Genomic DNA, 18,805 nt, shown 5'->3' on the forward strand with positions numbered 1-18,805 from the left:
TTTCGGGCCAACTTCTAATATGCAGACGTTATCAATCAGATAACCAAAAGCTATCAAAGCGCCGACACCAGATTTCATGCGGCTCGCGGAGGCATTCTACACAAAAAGGGCGCGGTTCTGTCAGGCTTTATCTTTTTGCGGTGAAACTGCTACTTTTATTCAAATACCTAACTGACGGAGCAAATAGGTGAATATACGTTTTTTTGACGAAGCCGATCGGCCTTTTCTGCGCACGCTGTATCTTGCCGCGCGACGCCATAACTGGACGTGGCTGGATGGCGATGATTGGCAGTTAGAAGATTTCGATGCGGTGATTTTGGGCGAAACCGTGCTGGTCGCTGAACTGAATGGGCATCGCGTAGGGTTTGCGGCGGTGCTGGATAATGACAACTTCCTGCATAGTCTGTATGTCGACCCCGATGCGCAGGGACAAGGCGTGGGCAGCGCGCTGTTAGAAAAAGTGCAATCGCGATTTAGCTCGACGGGCGCCTTGAAATGCCTGCAACAGAATCAGGCGGCGATGGATTTCTATCTCAAACACGGCTGGCGGCGCGAAGCGGTTGGCGAGAGCGAGCAGGGAAAATATGTGCTGATGCATTTTCCGCTGGCGACGCGCACCAGCGGAAATGGACGCCGTTAAACGGCGCGGAACGCGATATCGCCAGGGATAATCTCTCCCTGCCAATAGAGCTGCGCCGCAACGCGACCCGCCAGCTGGCGGTAGAGCGCGGTGAAATCACTTTCCGGACGGCGCACCACGGTCGGTTCGCCATCATCCAGATCTTCACGCAGCGTAATGTGCAGCGGCAACTGGGCCAGCAAACGGGTGCTGTAATCTTCCACCAGCTTCTGCGCACCGCCGGTGCCGAAAATCGGCTCGTGATGTCCGCATTGGCTACAAATGTGCATGCTCATATTCTCGATCACGCCCAGCACCGGCACGCTCACTTTCTCGAACATCACCATCCCTTTACGCGCGTCAATCAAGGCGATGTCCTGCGGCGTGGTGACCACCAGCGCGCCGGTCACCGGCACGTTTTGCGCCAGCGTCAGCTGAATATCGCCGGTACCTGGCGGCATATCGAGGATCAGATAATCGAGATCCGGCCACAGGGTTTCGTTGAGCAGCTGCATCAGGGCTTTGCTGGCCATTGGACCACGCCACACCATGGCGTTGTCGTCGGTGACCAGATAACCAATCGAATTGGTTGCCAGGCCGTGCGCCATAATCGGTGCCATGTGCGTGCCATCCGGCGAGGTGGGACGCTGATTTTCGGTGCCGAGCATGTTAGGGATCGACGGACCGTAAATATCCGCATCGAGAATCCCCACGCGCGCCCCTTCAGCGATCAGCGCCAGCGCCATGTTCACAGCGGTGCTGGATTTGCCCACGCCACCTTTGCCAGAACTTACGGCGATGATGTTCTTCACACCGGTCGCGCCCGGATGGTTTTTCACCCGCTTCAGCGTGGCGATGTCGTGGCGCAGTCGCCAGTCAATGGCGCTGGCATCCGTCAGGCGCAACAGTTCGGCGCTGGTTTGCGCTTTCAGCTCTTCAAAAGCGCTGGCCCACGCGAACGGCATCACCAGCTCGATATGCAGCTTGTCATCCAGCAGCGCGACATGGCGCAGGGCTTTCAGCGTGGTCAGGTTATGTTGCAGCGTCGGATGTTCAAAGTCACTCAACACGCCGATAACCAATGCTCGCAGCGCCTCAGGTGAATGATGTTGCTGGGATTGTGAAGTCATCCCCTCTCCTTGTTTATTCATCACGCCAGATTGCGGCGGTGTCTGTTCAATAATATCAGATAGGCGCTAAAAGTGACGTGGATGTCCAGCTGTGTTTACGCCAGAGGGTGCTTCGGTTAACATCTAACACCGATTTTTCTTCAACGGAACGCTACGCAAACATGACTCAAGTCGCTAAAAAAATTCTGGTAACGTGCGCACTGCCGTACGCAAACGGTTCAATCCATCTCGGTCACATGCTTGAACACATTCAGGCTGACATTTGGGTCCGTTACCAGCGAATGCGTGGCAACCAGGTTCACTTCATCTGTGCAGACGACGCTCACGGCACGCCGATCATGCTGAAAGCTCAGCAGCTTGGCATCGCGCCGGAGCAGATGATCGCGGAGATGAAGCAGGAGCACGAAACGGATTTTGCTGGCTTCAATATCAGCTACGACAACTATCACTCGACGCACGGTGACGAAAACCGTCAGCTGTCCGAGCTGATTTATGGTCGCCTGAAAGAGAACGGCTTCATTAAGAACCGCACTATTTCGCAGCTGTACGATCCTGAGAAAGGCATGTTCCTGCCGGACCGTTTCGTCAAAGGCACCTGCCCGAAATGTAAGTCACCGGATCAATATGGCGACAACTGCGAAGTGTGTAGCGCGACCTACAGCCCAACCGAGCTGATCGACCCGAAATCAGTGGTCTCTGGCGCGACGCCGGTGCTGCGCGATTCCGAGCACTTCTTCTTTGATCTGCCCTCTTTCAGCGCGATGCTGCAGGCGTGGACGCGTTCAGGCGCACTGCAAGAGCAGGTGGCTAACAAGATGCAAGAGTGGTTCGAGTCTGGCTTGCAGCAGTGGGATATCTCCCGCGATGCACCTTACTTCGGCTTCGAAATCCCTGGCGCGCCGGGCAAATACTTCTACGTCTGGCTGGATGCGCCAATCGGTTACATGGGTTCATTCAAAAACCTGTGCGACAAACGCGGCGATATCGATTTCGACGAGTTCTGGAAGAAAGATTCCGCTACTGAGCTGTATCACTTCATCGGTAAAGACATCGTCTATTTCCACAGCCTGTTCTGGCCAGCGATGCTGGAAGGCAGCAACTTCCGCAAGCCAACCAACCTGTTCGTACACGGTTATGTGACGGTGAACGGCGCGAAGATGTCTAAATCGCGCGGCACCTTTATTAAAGCCAGCACCTGGTTGCAGCATCTGGATGCCGATAGCCTGCGCTATTACTACGCAGCCAAGCTCTCTTCACGCATCGACGACATCGACCTGAATCTGGAAGATTTCGTGCAGCGCGTGAATGCAGACGTGGTGAACAAAGTGGTGAACCTGGCGTCACGTAATGCCGGCTTCCTGACCAAACGCTTTGGCGGCAAACTGGCGAGTGAACTGGCCGATCCCGCGCTATATCAGACCTTTGTGGAGGCCTCAGAGAAGATTGGCGAAGCCTGGGCCAGCCGCGAATATAACCGCGCGATCCGTGAAATCATGGCGCTGGCCGATCTGGCAAACCGCTATGTCGATGAGCAGGCACCTTGGGTGGTGGCGAAGCAAGAAGGCCGCGATGCCGACCTGCAGGCGATTTGCTCCATGGGCATTAACCTGTTCCGCGTCTTGATGACCTGGCTGAAGCCAGTGCTGCCATCTTTGAGCGAGCGTGCCGAAGCCTTCCTGCAGAGCGAACTGAGCTGGGATGCAATTACCCAACCGCTGCTGGATCATGAAGTGGCGCCGTTCAAAGCGCTGTATGGCCGTATCGAAATGACCAAAGTTGACGCGCTGATTGAGGCCTCGAAAGAAGATGCGGCGGCGACGAATAAGCCTGCAGCAACCGGTCCGCTGGCTGATGCGCCGATTGGCGACACCATCACCATTGATGATTTTGCCAAGGTCGATATGCGCGTGGCGCTGATCGAGAAAGCGGAGCTGGTTGAGGGTTCTGACAAGCTGCTGCGTCTGGAGCTGGATTTGGGTGGCGAGAAGCGTCAGATTTTCTCTGGCATTCGCGCTGCGTATCCGGATCCGTCGGTGCTGGTCGGCAAGATGACCATCATCGTCGCCAACCTCGCGCCGCGTAAAATGCGCTTCGGTATTTCCGAAGGTATGGTGCTGTCAGCGGGTCCAGGCGGCAAAGACCTGTTTGTGCTGTCGGTCGATAGCGGCGCAGTACCGGGCATGCCGGTTAAGTAACGAATTTCGTTGCCCTCACCCTAACCCTCTCCCGCGCGCGGGAGAGGGAACCGTTCAAAGCAGCCATTTAATTTTTCACTCCACTTTATGCTAGCCTGCTCCACCTAACCATTCCCTCGCCCGCTGGCGGGAGAGGGCTAGGGTGAGGGCCCAGGCAACATCAACTGCCGATATATCTCCTCCATCACCGCATCAAACTCTTCGAAAACCTGATGATTCCAGAATCTAATCACTCTCCAGCCACCTCGCTCTAAAAAAGCCGTTCGTTGTTGATCATAAATCTTCGCTTCATCTTCGTTATGCTGCCCGCCGTCTAGCTCAACTATCACCCTCCTTTCAATACAGGCGAAATCCACGATATAACCGCCAATCGGATGCTGACGCCGAAACTTCACTCCGCATAAATTCCGATTACGTAAAAAACGCCACAAAAGATGCTCCGCTTCAGGCATTGCCTGGCGCAGTTGTCGCCGCCGCGTAATCGCTTTCATCATCGCCTCCCTTTCGCGATATCGGCTTACCCTACGCCATGTTTGCAGGAGGAAAATAACGCGATGAAAAAGCTGGAATCTGCATTCCAATGTGATCGCTAGCACGCTAATCGCTTAATGCGTATGATAAAGCGCTACGAAAACAGGAGCCTGACATGCCTGCCGTTCTCACTGCTTGTTGGCGCTATGTGCGCGCCTTCGTCATCATCTATGCGGCGCTTTACGCTGGAATGGGGATTTCTGCCCTGCTCCCAATAACCATTCCCGGCAGCATCATCGGCATGCTGCTGCTATTCCTGCTGCTGGGTCTGCAAATCATGCCGGTTGAGTGGGTGAAACCCGGATGCCATTTACTGATTCGCTATATGGCACTGCTGTTTGTGCCGATTAGCGTTGGTGTAATGGGCTATACCGATATCCTCACCGCGCAGTTTGGGCCGATTGTGGTGTCATGCATTGTCAGTACTTTTATGGTGCTGCTGATTGTCGGGCTCAGCGCAGAGCGCCTGCAGCGCCCGCAGGAGAAGCCGAATGAGTGATGCATGGTGGTCGCTGCCGCTGACGGTGATCGCCTATTTCCTGGCGCGAAGACTGGCGGCGAAAATTAATATCTCCATCGTTAATCCATTGTTAGTGGCGATGGCGATTGTCATCCCGATTCTGCTGCTGACTCACCTGCCATACACGCGCTATTTTGCCGGCAGCAGCCTGCTCAATCAGTTGCTGCAACCGGCAGTCGTAGCGCTGGCGTTGCCGCTGTATGAGCAGATGCATCAGATTCGCGCGCGCTGGAAAACCATCATCAGCGTCTGCTTCATCGGCAGCATCACGGCAATGGTATCGGGCACCGCGATTGCGCTGTGGATGGGCGCAACGCCGGAAATCGCCGCCACCATCATGCCGAAATCCGTCACCACGCCAATTGCGATGGCGGTCTCCGCATCGCTGCACGGTATTCCTGCCATCAGCGCCATCTGCGTGCTTATCGCCGGCGTGCTGGGTGCGGTGTTTGGCCATATGCTGCTCAATCTGTTTAAGGTGAAAAACAAATCCTCGCGCGGGTTAGCAATTGGTAACGCATCGCACGCGTTAGGTACCGCGCGCGCAGCCGAGATCGATTATCAGGAAGGCGCGTTCAGCTCCCTTGCGCTGGTGATTTGCGGCATCATCACCTCGTTACTGGCGCCGCTGCTTTTTCCGCTATTAATGCATTGGTGGGGCTAAAACTTGCGAGAGATCTCGCAAAGTTGAAACAACCCAATCAGCTTGCATTGTCAGAGCGACTTGGATCACATATAAAACGTCAGGCGGCGCATCGCCGCTAACGCGTAACTGAGGTCATCCCATCATGCATTCACGATTCCTAACTGCTTTTTCTGCCCTGCCCGCTGCGCTGCAAGCTGCGATTCAGCCGCTGCTGGATGCGCCGGATTTCCATGGCGTATTGCGTCCGCAGGATGTCGCGCAACTGAAACAGCTTACCGGACTGGATGAAGATGCGCTGGCGCTGGAACTGCTGCCGCTGGCGGCGAGCTGCGCCGTGGCAACGGTGTCTCACTTTAATGTCGGCGCGATTTCCCGCGGCGTCAGCGGCCACTGGTACTTCGGTGCTAACATGGAGTTTCTGCATACCCCGCTGCAGCAGACGGTGCACGCCGAGCAGAGCGCCATTACGCACGCCTGGCTGCGCGGTGAAGAGAAGCTGGCGGCGATTACCGTCAACTACACGCCGTGCGGACATTGCCGTCAGTTTATGAACGAGCTGAACAGCGGCACAGCGATTCGCATCAGCCTGCCGGGACGTGCGGTTAGCACGCTGGGCGACTACCTGCCGGATGCGTTTGGCCCTGCCGATCTGAACATCACCGAACGTCTGCTGACGCCGGTCGATCATGGTTTTGCGGTTGCGGGCGATGCATTGCAACAGGCCGCCATTGCCGCCGCCAATCACAGTCACGCGCCTTACAGCCAGAGTTACAGCGGCGTGGCGCTGCGCAGCCAGAGCGGCAAGGTCTTCACCGGTCGCTATGCGGAAAACGCCGCCTTTAACCCCAGCTTGCCGCCGCTGCAGGCTGCACTGATTTTGATGAACATGAGCAACGAAGCGCTGGAGACAATTCAGCAAGCGGTTTTGGCGGAATGTCAGGACAGCACGCTGAGTCAGCTTGACGCGACCCGCGCGACGCTTAAGGCGTTAGGATGTGAGGATTTCTCACTTACTTTAGTTTCGAAAACATCAGTTTAGTGATCCTTTTACCGCTTTTGTGACCTCCTGTTAACAAAAGCTGTACATCTGCAGGAATTTTCATAGGATCGGGCGCCAGAACCTCTTCACTTCAAGATGGACTGGCGTTACCTTTTCCCGGCGATACGTCAGAAAACACTGCAACCGGAGCAAGCACTGCATGGAACTCGACTACGAAAGTAAACGCCCGCTGTATATTCCTTATGCGGGTCCGATCCTGCTGGAATTTCCGCTATTGAATAAAGGCAGCGCCTTCACCCTCGAAGAACGTAACGAATTTAACCTCAACGGCCTGCTACCCGAAGCGGTAGAAACCATCGAAGAGCAGGCAGAACGTGCCTGGCGCCAGTTCCTGGATTTTAAAAACAACAACGACAAGCATGTCTATCTGCGCAACATCCAGGACACCAACGAAACCCTGTTCTACCGCCTGCTCGACAATCATCTGGAAGAGATGATGCCGATCATCTACACCCCAACGGTCGGCGCCGCCTGTGAACACTTCTCTGAAATCTACCGTCGCGCGCGTGGCGTATTCATCTCTTATAACAATCGCGACCGCATTGAAGACATGCTGCAGAACGCCACCAAGCAGAATGTCAAAGTGATCGTGGTGACTGATGGCGAACGTATTCTCGGCCTTGGCGATTTGGGTATCGGCGGCATGGGCATCCCAATCGGTAAGCTGTCGCTGTATACCGCGTGTGGCGGCATCAGCCCGGCTTACACCTTGCCGGTGGTGCTGGATGTTGGTACCAACAACCAGCAGCTGCTGAACGATCCGCTCTATATGGGCTGGCGTCATCCGCGTATCACTGGCGAAGAGTACGAAGAGTTCGTCAATGAGTTTATTCAGGCGGTGAATCGTCGCTGGCCGAACGTGCTGTTGCAGTTCGAAGACTTCGCGCAGAAAAACGCCATGCCGCTGCTGGAGCGCTATCGCGATGAGATCTGCTGCTTCAACGACGATATTCAGGGCACCGCCGCAGTGACCGTCGGCACCCTCATCGCCGCCAGCCGCGCTGCGGGCAGCCGCCTGTGCGAGCAGAAAGTGGTGTTCCTCGGTGCCGGTTCTGCCGGTTGCGGTATTGCCGAGCAGATCATCGCGCAGATGAAGTCGGAAGGATTGAGCGATGATGAAGCGCGTGGCCGCGTGATGATGGTCGATCGCTTCGGTTTGCTCACCGACAAGCTGCCGAACCTGCTCAATTTCCAGAGCAAGCTGGTGCAGAAGAGTGACAGCCTGAAAGATTGGGACACCAGCAGCGACTCCATTTCTCTGCTCGACGTGGTACGCAACGCCAAGCCGGATATTCTGATCGGCGTGTCTGGCCAACCTGGCCTGTTCACCGAAGAGATCATTCGCGAGATGCACAAGCACACTAAGCGTCCGATTGTTATGCCGCTGTCGAACCCGACTTCACGCGTTGAAGCGACGCCAGCCGACATCATCGCCTGGACTGATGGCGCCGCGCTGGTTGCCACCGGCAGCCCGTTCTCGCCGGTCACCTGGAAAGGGAAAACCTATCCCATCGCCCAGTGCAATAACTCCTATATCTTCCCTGGCATCGGTTTGGGGGTTATCGCTGCGGGCGCCAGTCGCGTAACGGATTCAATGCTGATGACCGCCAGCCGCGCATTGGCCGACTGCTCGCCGCTGGTTAACGATGGCGAAGGTCCGGTTCTGCCGGAGATCAAAGACATTCAGGGCGTTTCCAAGCTGATTGCCATCGAGGTGGGTAAAGCCGCGCAGCTGGCGGGCGTAGCGGTGGTGACGTCGGAAGATGTGTTGTCGAAAGCCGTCAGCAACAACTTCTGGCTGCCGCAGTATCGTAATTATCGCCGTACTTCGATCTGATAAATCCGTTGCCGGATCATTTAGATCCGGCAACGTTTAAAAAAACGTCAGCCAACGGGCGTTTACTTGCTTCCCCCGCCCGCCTCAAGTAGCCTTTATCCATTCTGAATTCTGCCAACCGAGTGCCCGCGCGCATGATTAAACGCGTTTTCTTTGGTCTGTTTTTCATCATCTTACTGATGGTGGCGACCGCGCTCGGCCTGGATCGCTGGATCAGCTGGAAAACCGCGCCCTTTATATACGAAGATGTCACCTCGTTGCCACATCGTCAGGTCGGCGTGGTCTTGGGCACGGCGAAGTACTACCGCACCGGCGTGATCAATCAGTATTACCTCTATCGCATCCAGGGCGCGTTGAACGCCTATAACAGTGGCAAGGTCAATTACCTGCTGCTGAGCGGTGATAATGCGCAGCAAAGCTATAACGAACCGATGACTATGCGCCGCGATTTGATCAAAGCGGGCGTCGCGCCGTCGGACATCGTGCTGGATTACGCTGGCTTCCGCACGCTGGATTCGATTGTGCGCACGCGTAAAGTGTTCGATACCAACGATTTCATCATCATTACTCAGCGCTTCCACTGCGAGCGAGCGCTGTATATCGCGCAGCATTTGGGCATTCAGGCGCAGTGCTATGCGGTGCCGTCGCCGAAGAATATGTTGTCGGTGCGTTTCCGCGAAGTGGGTGCGCGTTTGGGTGCGCTGGCGGATTTGTATTTGATGAAGCGCGAGCCGCGCTTCCTTGGCCCATTAGTGCCGATTCCTGCGGTGCATGAAGTGCCGGAAGATGCGCAGAGTTATCCGGCGGTGACGCCGGAGCAGCTTTTGGAGTTGGAAGAGAAACTGCAGAAGTGATGTTTGTTCCATCACCCTGGCCCTCTCCCGCCTGCGGGAGAGGGAACCGTGTCATGCAGGTTTTAAGTTAGAACTCGGTCTGCTCCCTCTCCCGCGAGCGGGAGAGGGTTGGGGTGAGGGGAAATCCACTACTTCTTACGTGCGTACTTCAATGAATCCAGCGCCACGGCGAAGATGATGATGCCGCCCTTGATGATGTACTGCCAGTAAGGGTTAACGCCGATGTAGGTCAAACCGTAGTTGATCACAGTGAAGATGATGACACCGGTCACCACGCCCGCCACCGAACCCACGCCCCCGGCAAACGACACGCCGCCGACCACACAAGCCGCAATCGCATCCAGCTCATACATAAAGCCGAGGTTATTGGTGGCGCTGCCGATACGGCCTGCTTCCAGCATCCCGCCGAACGCGTAGAACACGCCAGACAAGGCATACACCAGAATCAGGTTGAACGGCACGTTCACACCAGACACTTTCGCCGCTTCCGGGTTACCACCGATAGCGAAGATATTGCGACCAAAGCGAGTTTTATTCCACAGCACCCAAACAAAGACGATGGCAATCACAGCGTAGAAGGTGATAAACGACAGTTTGAAATCACCAAAACGCAGGAAGCCTTGGGCAAATTTGGAGAAGCCAGGATCGAAACCGGCAATTGGCGATGCACCCACAAAGTCGTAATAGAGCGAGTTGATACCGTAAACGATAATCATGGTGCCCAACGTGGTGATAAATGGCGTTACCTTGAGGTAAGCGATGATCACCCCGTTCACCAGACCAATCACACCGCCGATGATGCACACGGTCAGGATAACCACTGGAATAGGTACGGTATCCAGATGCGGGAACACCTTGTTCGCGTTATCCATCGCCTGCAGCAGCGTGGCTGCCACCACCGCCGCTAAGCCAACCTGACGACCCGCTGAAAGGTCGGTACCCTGGGTGACAATCAAACCGGCCACGCCGAGTGCGATAATAATACGCACCGAAGATTGGGTCAGAATATTACTCAGGTTCATTAAGCTTAAGAAGGTTGGATCCTGGAAAATAATAATTGCCAGCAGTACAAACAGGACAACGTAAATGCCGCCCTCTTTTAACCAAGTTAGCGCATTCTTTTTAGTAGTCGCTTTCATGTTAAAGCCCTTGCTTCATTAAAGGTGTAATGACGCTAAACGCAGGATTTCATTCTGCGAGGTCGTTTTGGTATCAACAATGCCTGCTACCTGGCCATTACTCATCACTAAAATACGATCGGTAATACCCAACAGCTCTGGCATTTCAGAAGAGATAATAATGATGCCCTTCTCTTTCTTCGCCAACTCGGCAATAAGTTGGTAGATTTCGAATTTCGCGCCCACATCAATCCCGCGCGTCGGTTCATCAAGCATCAATATTTCCGGCTGCGTTAATAACCAGCGACCAATAATCACTTTCTGTTGGTTACCACCGGAAAGCGAACCAATTTGCGTATGATGACCCGGCGTTTTCACGCGCATCGAATCAATGACCCATTGGGTATCGCTTTTCATGCGTTTATTATCGAGCAGCCCCATGCTGGATTTATACTTTTTAATATTGGAGATAAGCGAGTTAAAGCCAATATCCAGATACGCATAAATACCCGTGGAGCGACGCTCTTCCGTCACCAGCGCAAAGCCGTGGTTAATGGCTTCGTTGGCGCTGTGGTTATTAATACTCTTGCCGTGCAGCTTAATCGTACCGCCTGACTTCTCGCGAATGCCAAACAGGGTTTCGACGATGTCGGTACGCTTGGCGCCCACCAAACCGGCAATACCAAGAATTTCACCTTTACGCAGATCGAACGAGATATCACGTATCGACGGCTGACGCAGTGAGGTTAAATGGCGCACCTCAAGAATGGTTTCCCCCGGCACGTTGGTTTTGTCCGGGAAGCGCTGGTTCAATGAACGGCCAACCATCATCGAGATGATTTTGTCCATGTCCAGACCTTCCAGCGGCTGGGTGGCGATCCACTGTCCGTCACGCAAAATGGTAATCTCATCACACAGCTGGAATATCTCTTCCATCTTGTGCGAGATATACACAATGCCGCAGCCACGATCTTTCAGCTTACGAATAATCGTGAACAAGTGGTTCACTTCTTTTTCGGTCAGCGATGATGTCGGCTCATCCATAATGACGATTTTGGCATCATAGGAGAAGGCTTTGGCGATTTCGATCATCTGCATCTGCGACACCGATAAGGTGGCAACTTTATCGCGCGGATCGATATCAATATCTAATTCATCAAAGATCGCTTTGGTATCGCGATACATTTTATCCTGATCGACAAACACGCCTTTACGTGGATAACGGCCAAGCCACATGTTATCCATGACATTGCGTTGCAGAACCAGGTTTAATTCCTGATGCACCATGGAAACGCCATTTTCCAGCGCTTCTTTGGAGCTCTTATAATCAATTTCCTCACCCTGAAACAGGATGCTCCCCGTATCCTTTTTATAAATCCCAAACAGACATTTTAATAATGTAGATTTCCCGGCGCCGTTTTCGCCCATTAATGCATGAACAGAGTGCGGCCGCACTTTTAAATTCACATTATCTAAGGCTTTAACCCCTGGAAATGATTTCGAGACATTCGTCATCTCCAGCAGATATTCACGCTGTGTGGTCGGATTCTCACTGGCCATAATTTACCTGGCTAAATAAAGCGTTGGTCAGATGCAATAAGGCGCGGCGAAATGCCGCGCCCAGGATGAATTACTTCACAAACTGCGACAGATTTTCTTTATCTACTGGTACGTAAGGAACACGTACGATTTTGTTGTCCATTTTGAAGTTGGTGCCAGCGGTTGGCTCTTTGCCATTGGCCAGATTGTTAGCAATATCCAGCGTCGCTTTCGCCTGGTTTTCCGCATCGTTCAACACGGTACCGGCCAGCGCGCCTGACTTCACCAGCGCCAGCGCTTCTGGCAGTGCATCGACACCAAACACCGGAATGCTGGTTTTGTTGTGCGCTTTCAGCGCTTCAACCGCACCCATCGCCATCGCATCGTTATTAGCGATGATCACTTCAATCTTGTTGGCGTTCGGGCCAGAGAGCCAGGCGTCAACTTTGTCTTTTGCCTGTGCGGTATCCCACATTGCGGTATCCATCGCCAGTTGCTGCGTTTTCAGGCCGTCTTTGTTCAGGGTATCGATCACGTATTTGGTACGCGCTTCGGCATCCGGATGACCCGGCTCGCCTTTCAGCAGCACGAACTGGATGGTACCGTCTTTGTTCAGATCCCAGGCTGGCGTGGCTTTCCAGTGCTTCTCAATCAGCTGACCCTGGATGATGCCTGACTCTTTAGAGTCGGTACCGACGTAATACGCTTTCGGGTAGCTGGCCAGCACTTTGGCGTTAGGTTCTTTGTTGAAGAACACCACCGGCACATCGTTGCCACGCGCTTTATCAATCACCACTGCCGCAGCAGCCGGATCCACCAGGTTGATGGCCAGCGCTTTCACGCCTTTCGCCATCAGCACGTCAATCTGGTCGTTCTGTTTAGACTGGTCGTTTTGGGAGTCATTCATCAACAGCTGAATGCCGCCCAATGATTTTGCTTCTTTCTCAATGTCCTTACGCACCATCGACATGAAGTTGTCGTCGTATTTGTAGATGGTCACGCCAATGCGGGTATCGGCGGCGTGCGCAGTTGCACCAAACATCATGCTGGCAACCAGTGCTGTGAGCGTGAAAACCTTCTTATTCATGGTATCTCCGGTTTTTTATGTAGGGCATTTCATTGCGCTATTTGCCTGCGGGCAAACAGCGCCGTCGGTTGTAAACCTGATAATGGGCGGACGCGTAACGCAAAGCCGGGCCACCATCGCAATCCTGACTTCCCTGTAGGTAAACGCTTCCTGAAGAGTGTTGTGAACTATTTCAATCGGCTACTGAAACCGGCTGGGAAGAGGGTTTCCCGGCGTTACATGATGTTTCAGTCCGGTAAGACGCTGCCATCATAGTGAGCGGCATGTTAATTAACTGTGAATGCAATCACAGATTGGAAACGGTTACACTGCGCTATCGCCTGAATTAGTGACCGACTCCACAATTTGCCGCTGGGCGACAGAATGGCGACGCACCAGCGTTGGCATAAAGCAGTGTACAGCCAGCTGATCCAGCTCGCCTGCGGCACCTTTGAGCGCTAATTCCGTGGCGAGTTTCGCCATAGAAACAATAGGATAACGGACCGTGGTTAACTGCGGATCCGTGTAGCGGGAGATGGGAATATCATCAAAGCCAATGACAGAGAAATGCTGCGGAACCTGGATGCCATTGTCCTTTAAAGCGGTCAATGCACCCGCCGCCATGCCGTCATTGTAGGAAAACACCGCTGTTAAATGTAAGTTACGACCCAGCAACTCCACCATCGCTGCTTCGCCGCCTTGCATATCAGGTTCAGCATGCGCAATCCATGACTCCTGCGGGCGAATTCCCTGTTCTGACAAGGCCTGCAGCCAGCCTTCACGTCGTTGCGTTACATCCTCAATCGGGTGGCTGGAGCTAAGAAAGCCGATGCGTTGATGTCCCTGTTGTAACAACATGCGCGTGGCTACCTGAGCGCCGGTAACGTTATCCAGGCAGACGCAGCGGTGTTCGTAACCGGGAATTGTACGGTTAATCAATACCATACCGGGAACCTGATCCATAAACTGCATCAGTTCGGCGTCTGAAAGCGTTTTCGCGTGCACCACCAATGCGTTACATCGTTGACGTATCAGCACCTCAATTGCGTGACGTTCTTTCTCTTCCTGATGCCAGGAGTTACTGATTAACACGTGTTTATGCACACGCTGCGCCACGGTATCCACCGCTTTCACCAGCGCGCCAAAGAAGGGATCGGAAACATCCATCACCACCACGCCAATGGTGTCACTGATTTGCGTAGCCAGCGCCTGCGCGTTGGCGTTCGGGCGATAGCCTAACGCATCAACGGCGGCCAGCACGGCTTCCCGGGTATCGGCGGTGACTGCACTGCTGTTGTTGAGCACACGCGACACGGTGGCTACTGACACACCGGCCTGACGGGCGACATCACGAATCGTTATCATGCAGCTGTTCCACAGAGGCTGAAAATGCGCGACAAGCGCGTAACGGCGCTATTCTGTCAGGGCATGTGAAACGACTACGTGAATCACGTCACAGCAATGAAAACGGTTACATACAATTCTGCAACCTTTGTGATGAACATCATTATCTGAGCGAGGAGGAAGGATCAGCTTTTCCCGCGGCAAGACGTGTCAGTTTGCGCCAGATCCACTCCATTGGGCCTTGCGGGAAGACGCGCAGCCACAGCACGGAAAACAGGATATTAACCAGCCAGATAGCCGGTACAAAGGCCAGCAGCTGCAGTCGATCGAACCTGAGGAACAGATCAAAGCGGTAGAACAGCGTGGTGCAAATCAGCGTCTGTAAAAGGTAATTGCTCAAGGCCATGCGGCCAACGCATTGAATGGCGTAGCTGACGCGCGTTGACGCAATTTGCGGCCAGAATCCCAGGCAAAGTGCGGCATAACCGAGGCTGATAAACGGACTGGCGAGATCGCGCGGCACCTGCAGGAAAAAGCCGGTCCAGCGGAATTCCCAGCCAATCATCCACTGCGCGGCGATGCCGGGAATGGCGATCAGCCAGCCGATAGTCAGCAGCAGCGCCGCCGAACGGCGATAGTGCTGCACGCTAAATTGCCCGCTGAGCCAGCCGCTGCGCATCAATGCCGCACCAATCAGCATCAAACCCGCCAGTTGCCAGCCATATTGTGATGCCAGTGCCATCAGGCCTGATGACAGATGATCCAGCCGGTTCTGCACCGCTTCCCAACCGCCTAGCAGTTTCCAGTAGCTTTCATACTGCAGGTCCGCCGCACCCGGCAGCCAGGATCGCGTGGGATTGGGGCTGGAGACCGCGCCGAAAATCAGCAGCACGCCGCAGCCGACCAGATAGAGTAATGCGCCGGTTTGTAACAACGCGCGGTCGGAAGGCACATCCCGCAGCATGCGCCAGATAATCAGCCCAATCAGGCCATAATCCAGCAGGATGTCGCCTTCCCAGAAAAAGATGCCGTGAATGAAACCGAGCAGCACCAGCAGCGTCAGACGCGCCGACATCCAGCGGCTGCCGCGCGGCGCCTGCATATAAAGGCCGGCACCAAACAGCAAGGCAAACAGCGTGAGGAATTTCAGCTGCGCCAGGCCATCCATGATCGCCCACGTCCAGGCATCAGACGTAGCAGCCTCGCCGCGCCATGCCGGATTGAGATAGGCGGCCGATGGCAACGCAAAGCCGACAATGTTCAGCAGCAAGATGCCGAGAATGGCGCAACCACGAATGAAATCCAGCGCGAGATAGCGTTGCATCGAGTGCCCTGACGGAGAGAGGAAATCGGGCAACAGGCTGTTGCCCAAACAGATTAGCTGTGACGAACCGCGCGCAAAAACTCCTGACGCGTGTTCTGGCTGGATTTGAACAAGCCACCAAGTGAAGTGGTGGTGGTGGCGCTGGTAGCATCTTTTACGCCACGCGCTTTCACGCAGTAATGCACCGCATCAATCGACACCGCAACGTTATTGGTGCCAAGCAGCGTTTGCAGCGCCACCAGCACTTGCTGCGTCAGGCGCTCTTGCACCTGCGGACGCTGGGCAAAGAACTGCACAATACGGTTGATTTTCGACAGGCCAATCACTTTTTCTTTCGGGATATAGGCCACGGTGGCTTTGCCATCGATAATCACAAAGTGGTGTTCGCAAGTGCTGGTCAACGTGATATCACGCACCGTTACCATCTCATCCACTTTCATCTTGTTTTCAATAACGGTGATTTTCGGGAAGTTGGCGTAATCCAGACCTGAGAAAATCTCATCCACATACATCTTGGCGATGCGGTGCGGCGTTTCCATCAGGCTGTCATCTTCCAGATCCAGGTTCAGCAGCTGCATGATTTGCGTCATGTGACCGGCAATTTCGCGTTTGCGCGCGGCGTCATCCATTTCACGCACCGGGGCACGTAACGGTGTTTCCAGACCACGCGCCAACAGCGCTTCGTGAACCAGGGCGGCTTCCTGACTTAAGGTGCTCATTTACTCTTCTCCGACAGGTGATGCGCCCGCGGGTTTTCGCCCACGGGGGAAATTCTGAGCGCGTATTGTGAAATACTCCGCGCCCTTAATCCAGTAATCATTCTGATAAGCTTTTCATCACGTACGGCGACGTAAAACCAGCATTCCCGCAAGGATTAAGCTGGCGCCCGCTACCCATAGCGCGGGTTCCAGCTGATGCCATAGCATGCTGGAAATCCACGACAGCAGCGGACCGCCCAACTGCCCGACCGCATAACCGGTGGTGAGCAAACCGGCAAGATAGCGCGCATGCTGCGGTGCCAGCTCGCGCCCATATTGCAGCGTCAGCTGCACCACACACAGGAAGCCGCCGCCGATCAGCGCTGCGCCCAGCATCAGGCCATTCAAGCTTGGCAGTACAATCGCGGCGATAACGCCCAGCGCCTGCGCCCACAACACTATGGCCAGCCGCAGATGGCTGCTGCCCCAGTGACGCGTCAGGATGCCTAACACGATGCCGATCACCGCCGCGCCACCAAACACCGGCCAGACAAACTGGGCAAACGCGCTGTCGGGAAAACGCGCCGCCGCCATTTGCGACAGAAAAGTGGCGGGCAGAATGTAGCCAAAGCCGGCGAGGCTGTAACTCAGTACTAAGCGCTTGAGATTGCCATTCAGCACCAGCGGCGATGCAGCTTGATCGGGGCGATGTAACTGGCCGGTGCGCGGCAGGAATCGCGCAATCGCGGCAATCAACAACAGCGCCAGCAAACCGTAAGCCGCCCACGCAAAGGCCGCGCTGACACCGCTGGCGTGCAGCGCCACCGCCAGCATGCCGCTGATAAAGATGCCGGTGCCGGGTCCGGCAAACACCGCCGCCAGCAAGCCGGGACGTCCGTGATGATGTAGCTGGTCGCTGGCCCATGCCGCCAGCAACACCATCGCCCAGCCGCTGGCCCAGCCAATCAGGAAACGAATCAGGCCATGTAACCACGGACCGCTGACGCAGGCCGAGAGCAGCGTTAAAATCACTGCGCCCCACACGCCCGCCTGTAAACGCCACTCGACGCGGTTGCGCGCACGCATCGCATCAAACGAGCCAAACAGATAGCCGAGATAGTTGAGTGCCGCCACCAGACTGGCGCTGGTGAGCGTCAGTTGATGGTCCTGAATCATCAGCGGAACCTGCGGCGTGAAAGCAAATCGCCCAATCCCCATCGCAACCACTAAACTTAAGAACGCGCTAAGCGCGACACGAAACGCCATACCGACCTCAGAATGTTTTATCACTTGTCACTAGCATGCATGACGTTTAAACTCACGGAAAGTGAATAATACTAACCAAGTTGTTTACGAGAAGAGAATATGGATTTAGTACAGCTCCGCATGTTTTGCTCCGTGGCCGAATCCGGTTCGCTGGCGCGTGCCGCCGAGCAACTCCATCGCGTACCTTCCAATCTCACCACGCGTCTGCGCCAGCTGGAAGATGAAATTGGCGTTGATCTGTTTATTCGTGAGAAGCAACGCATTCGCCTGTCGCCAATGGGCCACAATTTTCTTAACTATGCGCAGCGCATCCTGGCATTGAGCGATGAAGCGCTGAACATGGCGCGCGCCGGTGAGCCGGGCGGTAATTTCGCGCTCGGTTCGATGGAGAGCACCGCCGCGACGCGCCTCCCTGCCCTCCTGGCGGCCTATCACCAGCGTTTTCCCGCCGTGGAACTGTCGCTGATCACCAATACTTCCGGTGAAATCATCGACAAAGTGCGGGAAGGCACGCTGGCCGCCGCGCTGGTGGATGGTCCGGTGGCGCACGACGATCTCAATGGCTGCATTGCCTTTAATGAGCAGATGGTGCTGATCACCAGCCCGGAACATGCGCCGATTGCCAGCGCGCGCGATGTGCAAGGCGACACGCTGTTTGCTTTTCGCAACAGCTGTTCCTACCGCACCAAGCTGGAAGCGTGGTATCGCGAAAGCCAGACCGCGCCGAGCAGCGTGATGGAGATACAGTCTTACCACGCGATGGTGGCGTGTGTGGCCGGCGGCGCGGGCGTGGCGATGATTCCCGCCTCGGTGCTGGCGCAAATGCCAGCCCGCGCCCGCGTGCAGGAGCATGCGTTACCGCCTGCTTACCGCGATACCGCCACCTGGCTGATGTGGCGGCGCGATGCGTTTACACCCAATGTGGAAGCGCTGAAATACTTGATTATTGAACTGTTTGACGATCGCCCGGTTAACGACGAGTTGCGGCATCCGCTGCACGTTGCCGAGTGAGTTTCTGTTTTATCGACATCACGACCATCGGGGCCACTTACCCCGCA

The 18,805-nt window shown here is 55.0% G+C and carries 17 protein-coding genes; 8 read left to right on the forward strand and 9 right to left on the reverse strand.

What is annotated here, in order from left to right:
- The first annotated feature begins 187 nt into the window (after positions 1-187).
- Positions 188-640, forward strand: a complete 453-nt coding sequence (locus MWH02_RS13345; protein WP_271460822.1) for a GNAT family N-acetyltransferase — start codon at positions 188-190, stop codon at positions 638-640.
- Here the strand turns inward: MWH02_RS13345 and apbC are convergent.
- The gene (apbC, locus tag MWH02_RS13350; protein WP_101763326.1) at positions 637-1,749 is read right to left on the reverse strand and encodes an iron-sulfur cluster carrier protein ApbC; all 1,113 of its coding nucleotides are present in this window, start codon (positions 1,747-1,749) and stop codon (positions 637-639) included. The genes MWH02_RS13345 and apbC overlap by 4 nt on opposite strands.
- Before the next feature lie 161 nt (positions 1,750-1,910).
- Between apbC and metG the strand changes: the two genes are divergently transcribed.
- Positions 1,911-3,944 (forward strand): methionine--tRNA ligase, encoded by a 2,034-nt coding sequence (gene metG, locus MWH02_RS13355; protein ID WP_271460823.1) that lies wholly within the window; start codon positions 1,911-1,913, stop codon positions 3,942-3,944.
- Positions 3,945-4,081: 137 nt separating this feature from the next.
- Here the strand turns inward: metG and MWH02_RS13360 are convergent, their stop codons facing one another.
- Complete coding sequence (locus tag MWH02_RS13360) at positions 4,082-4,438, reverse strand: endonuclease domain-containing protein (RefSeq protein WP_192411507.1); 357 nt, start codon at positions 4,436-4,438, stop codon at positions 4,082-4,084.
- A gap of 152 nt (positions 4,439-4,590) precedes the next feature.
- On the opposite strand from MWH02_RS13360, the gene MWH02_RS13365 reads away from it, so the two are divergent.
- The 5 genes from MWH02_RS13365 (at position 4,591) to sanA (ending at position 9,392) form a co-directional block, all read left to right on the forward strand.
- Positions 4,591-4,974 carry a CidA/LrgA family protein gene (locus MWH02_RS13365; protein WP_110866616.1) on the forward strand — a complete coding sequence of 128 codons (384 nt, stop codon included), beginning with the start codon at positions 4,591-4,593 and terminating at the stop codon, positions 4,972-4,974.
- Complete coding sequence (locus MWH02_RS13370) at positions 4,967-5,659, forward strand: CidB/LrgB family autolysis modulator (protein WP_110866615.1); 693 nt, start codon at positions 4,967-4,969, stop codon at positions 5,657-5,659. Before MWH02_RS13365 ends, MWH02_RS13370 begins: the two co-directional genes overlap by 8 nt.
- A gap of 124 nt (positions 5,660-5,783) precedes the next feature.
- Positions 5,784-6,680 (forward strand): cytidine deaminase, encoded by an 897-nt coding sequence (gene cdd / locus MWH02_RS13375; RefSeq protein WP_271460824.1) that lies wholly within the window; start codon positions 5,784-5,786, stop codon positions 6,678-6,680.
- Between the two features lie 160 nt (positions 6,681-6,840).
- Positions 6,841-8,538 carry an NAD-dependent malic enzyme gene (locus MWH02_RS13380; RefSeq protein ID WP_101763321.1) on the forward strand — a complete coding sequence of 566 codons (1,698 nt, stop codon included), beginning with the start codon at positions 6,841-6,843 and terminating at the stop codon, positions 8,536-8,538.
- A 134-nt stretch (positions 8,539-8,672) separates the two neighbouring features.
- The gene (gene sanA / locus MWH02_RS13385) at positions 8,673-9,392 is read left to right on the forward strand and encodes an outer membrane permeability protein SanA (protein WP_008104952.1); all 720 of its coding nucleotides are present in this window, start codon (positions 8,673-8,675) and stop codon (positions 9,390-9,392) included.
- Positions 9,393-9,520: 128 nt separating this feature from the next.
- Here sanA and mglC read toward each other — a convergent pair whose 3' ends face one another.
- The 7 genes from mglC to MWH02_RS13420 form a co-directional block, all read right to left on the reverse strand.
- Positions 9,521-10,531, reverse strand: a complete 1,011-nt coding sequence (gene mglC, locus MWH02_RS13390) for a galactose/methyl galactoside ABC transporter permease MglC (protein WP_007889502.1) — start codon at positions 10,529-10,531, stop codon at positions 9,521-9,523.
- 18 nt (positions 10,532-10,549) lie between these two features.
- On the reverse strand, positions 10,550-12,070 hold the full coding sequence (gene mglA, locus MWH02_RS13395) for a galactose/methyl galactoside ABC transporter ATP-binding protein MglA (RefSeq protein ID WP_110866613.1): 1,521 nt from the start codon (positions 12,068-12,070) through the stop codon (positions 10,550-10,552).
- A gap of 70 nt (positions 12,071-12,140) precedes the next feature.
- Positions 12,141-13,136 carry a galactose/glucose ABC transporter substrate-binding protein MglB gene (gene mglB / locus MWH02_RS13400; protein WP_101763715.1) on the reverse strand — a complete coding sequence of 332 codons (996 nt, stop codon included), beginning with the start codon at positions 13,134-13,136 and terminating at the stop codon, positions 12,141-12,143.
- A gap of 303 nt (positions 13,137-13,439) precedes the next feature.
- Positions 13,440-14,480 (reverse strand): HTH-type transcriptional regulator GalS, encoded by a 1,041-nt coding sequence (galS, locus tag MWH02_RS13405; RefSeq protein ID WP_101763714.1) that lies wholly within the window; start codon positions 14,478-14,480, stop codon positions 13,440-13,442.
- Between the two features lie 142 nt (positions 14,481-14,622).
- A complete protein-coding gene (gene yeiB, locus MWH02_RS13410; protein WP_101763713.1) occupies positions 14,623-15,783 on the reverse strand; it encodes a DUF418 domain-containing protein YeiB in 1,161 nt (386 codons plus the stop codon).
- A 53-nt stretch (positions 15,784-15,836) separates the two neighbouring features.
- Positions 15,837-16,502, reverse strand: a complete 666-nt coding sequence (gene folE, locus MWH02_RS13415) for a GTP cyclohydrolase I FolE (protein ID WP_049852430.1) — start codon at positions 16,500-16,502, stop codon at positions 15,837-15,839.
- Between the two features lie 117 nt (positions 16,503-16,619).
- Entirely contained in the window at positions 16,620-17,747 is a 1,128-nt protein-coding gene (locus MWH02_RS13420; RefSeq protein WP_271460825.1) for a YbfB/YjiJ family MFS transporter, read from the reverse strand.
- A 99-nt stretch (positions 17,748-17,846) separates the two neighbouring features.
- Here MWH02_RS13420 and ptrR point away from each other — a divergent pair, with 99 nt between their 5' ends.
- A complete protein-coding gene (ptrR, locus tag MWH02_RS13425; protein ID WP_101763711.1) occupies positions 17,847-18,758 on the forward strand; it encodes a putrescine utilization regulator PtrR in 912 nt (303 codons plus the stop codon).
- Positions 18,759-18,805 lie beyond the last annotated feature (47 nt).

The sequence above is a fragment of the Pantoea leporis genome (assembly GCF_028048155.1).
Classification (GTDB): Bacteria; Pseudomonadota; Gammaproteobacteria; order Enterobacterales; family Enterobacteriaceae; genus Pantoea; species Pantoea leporis.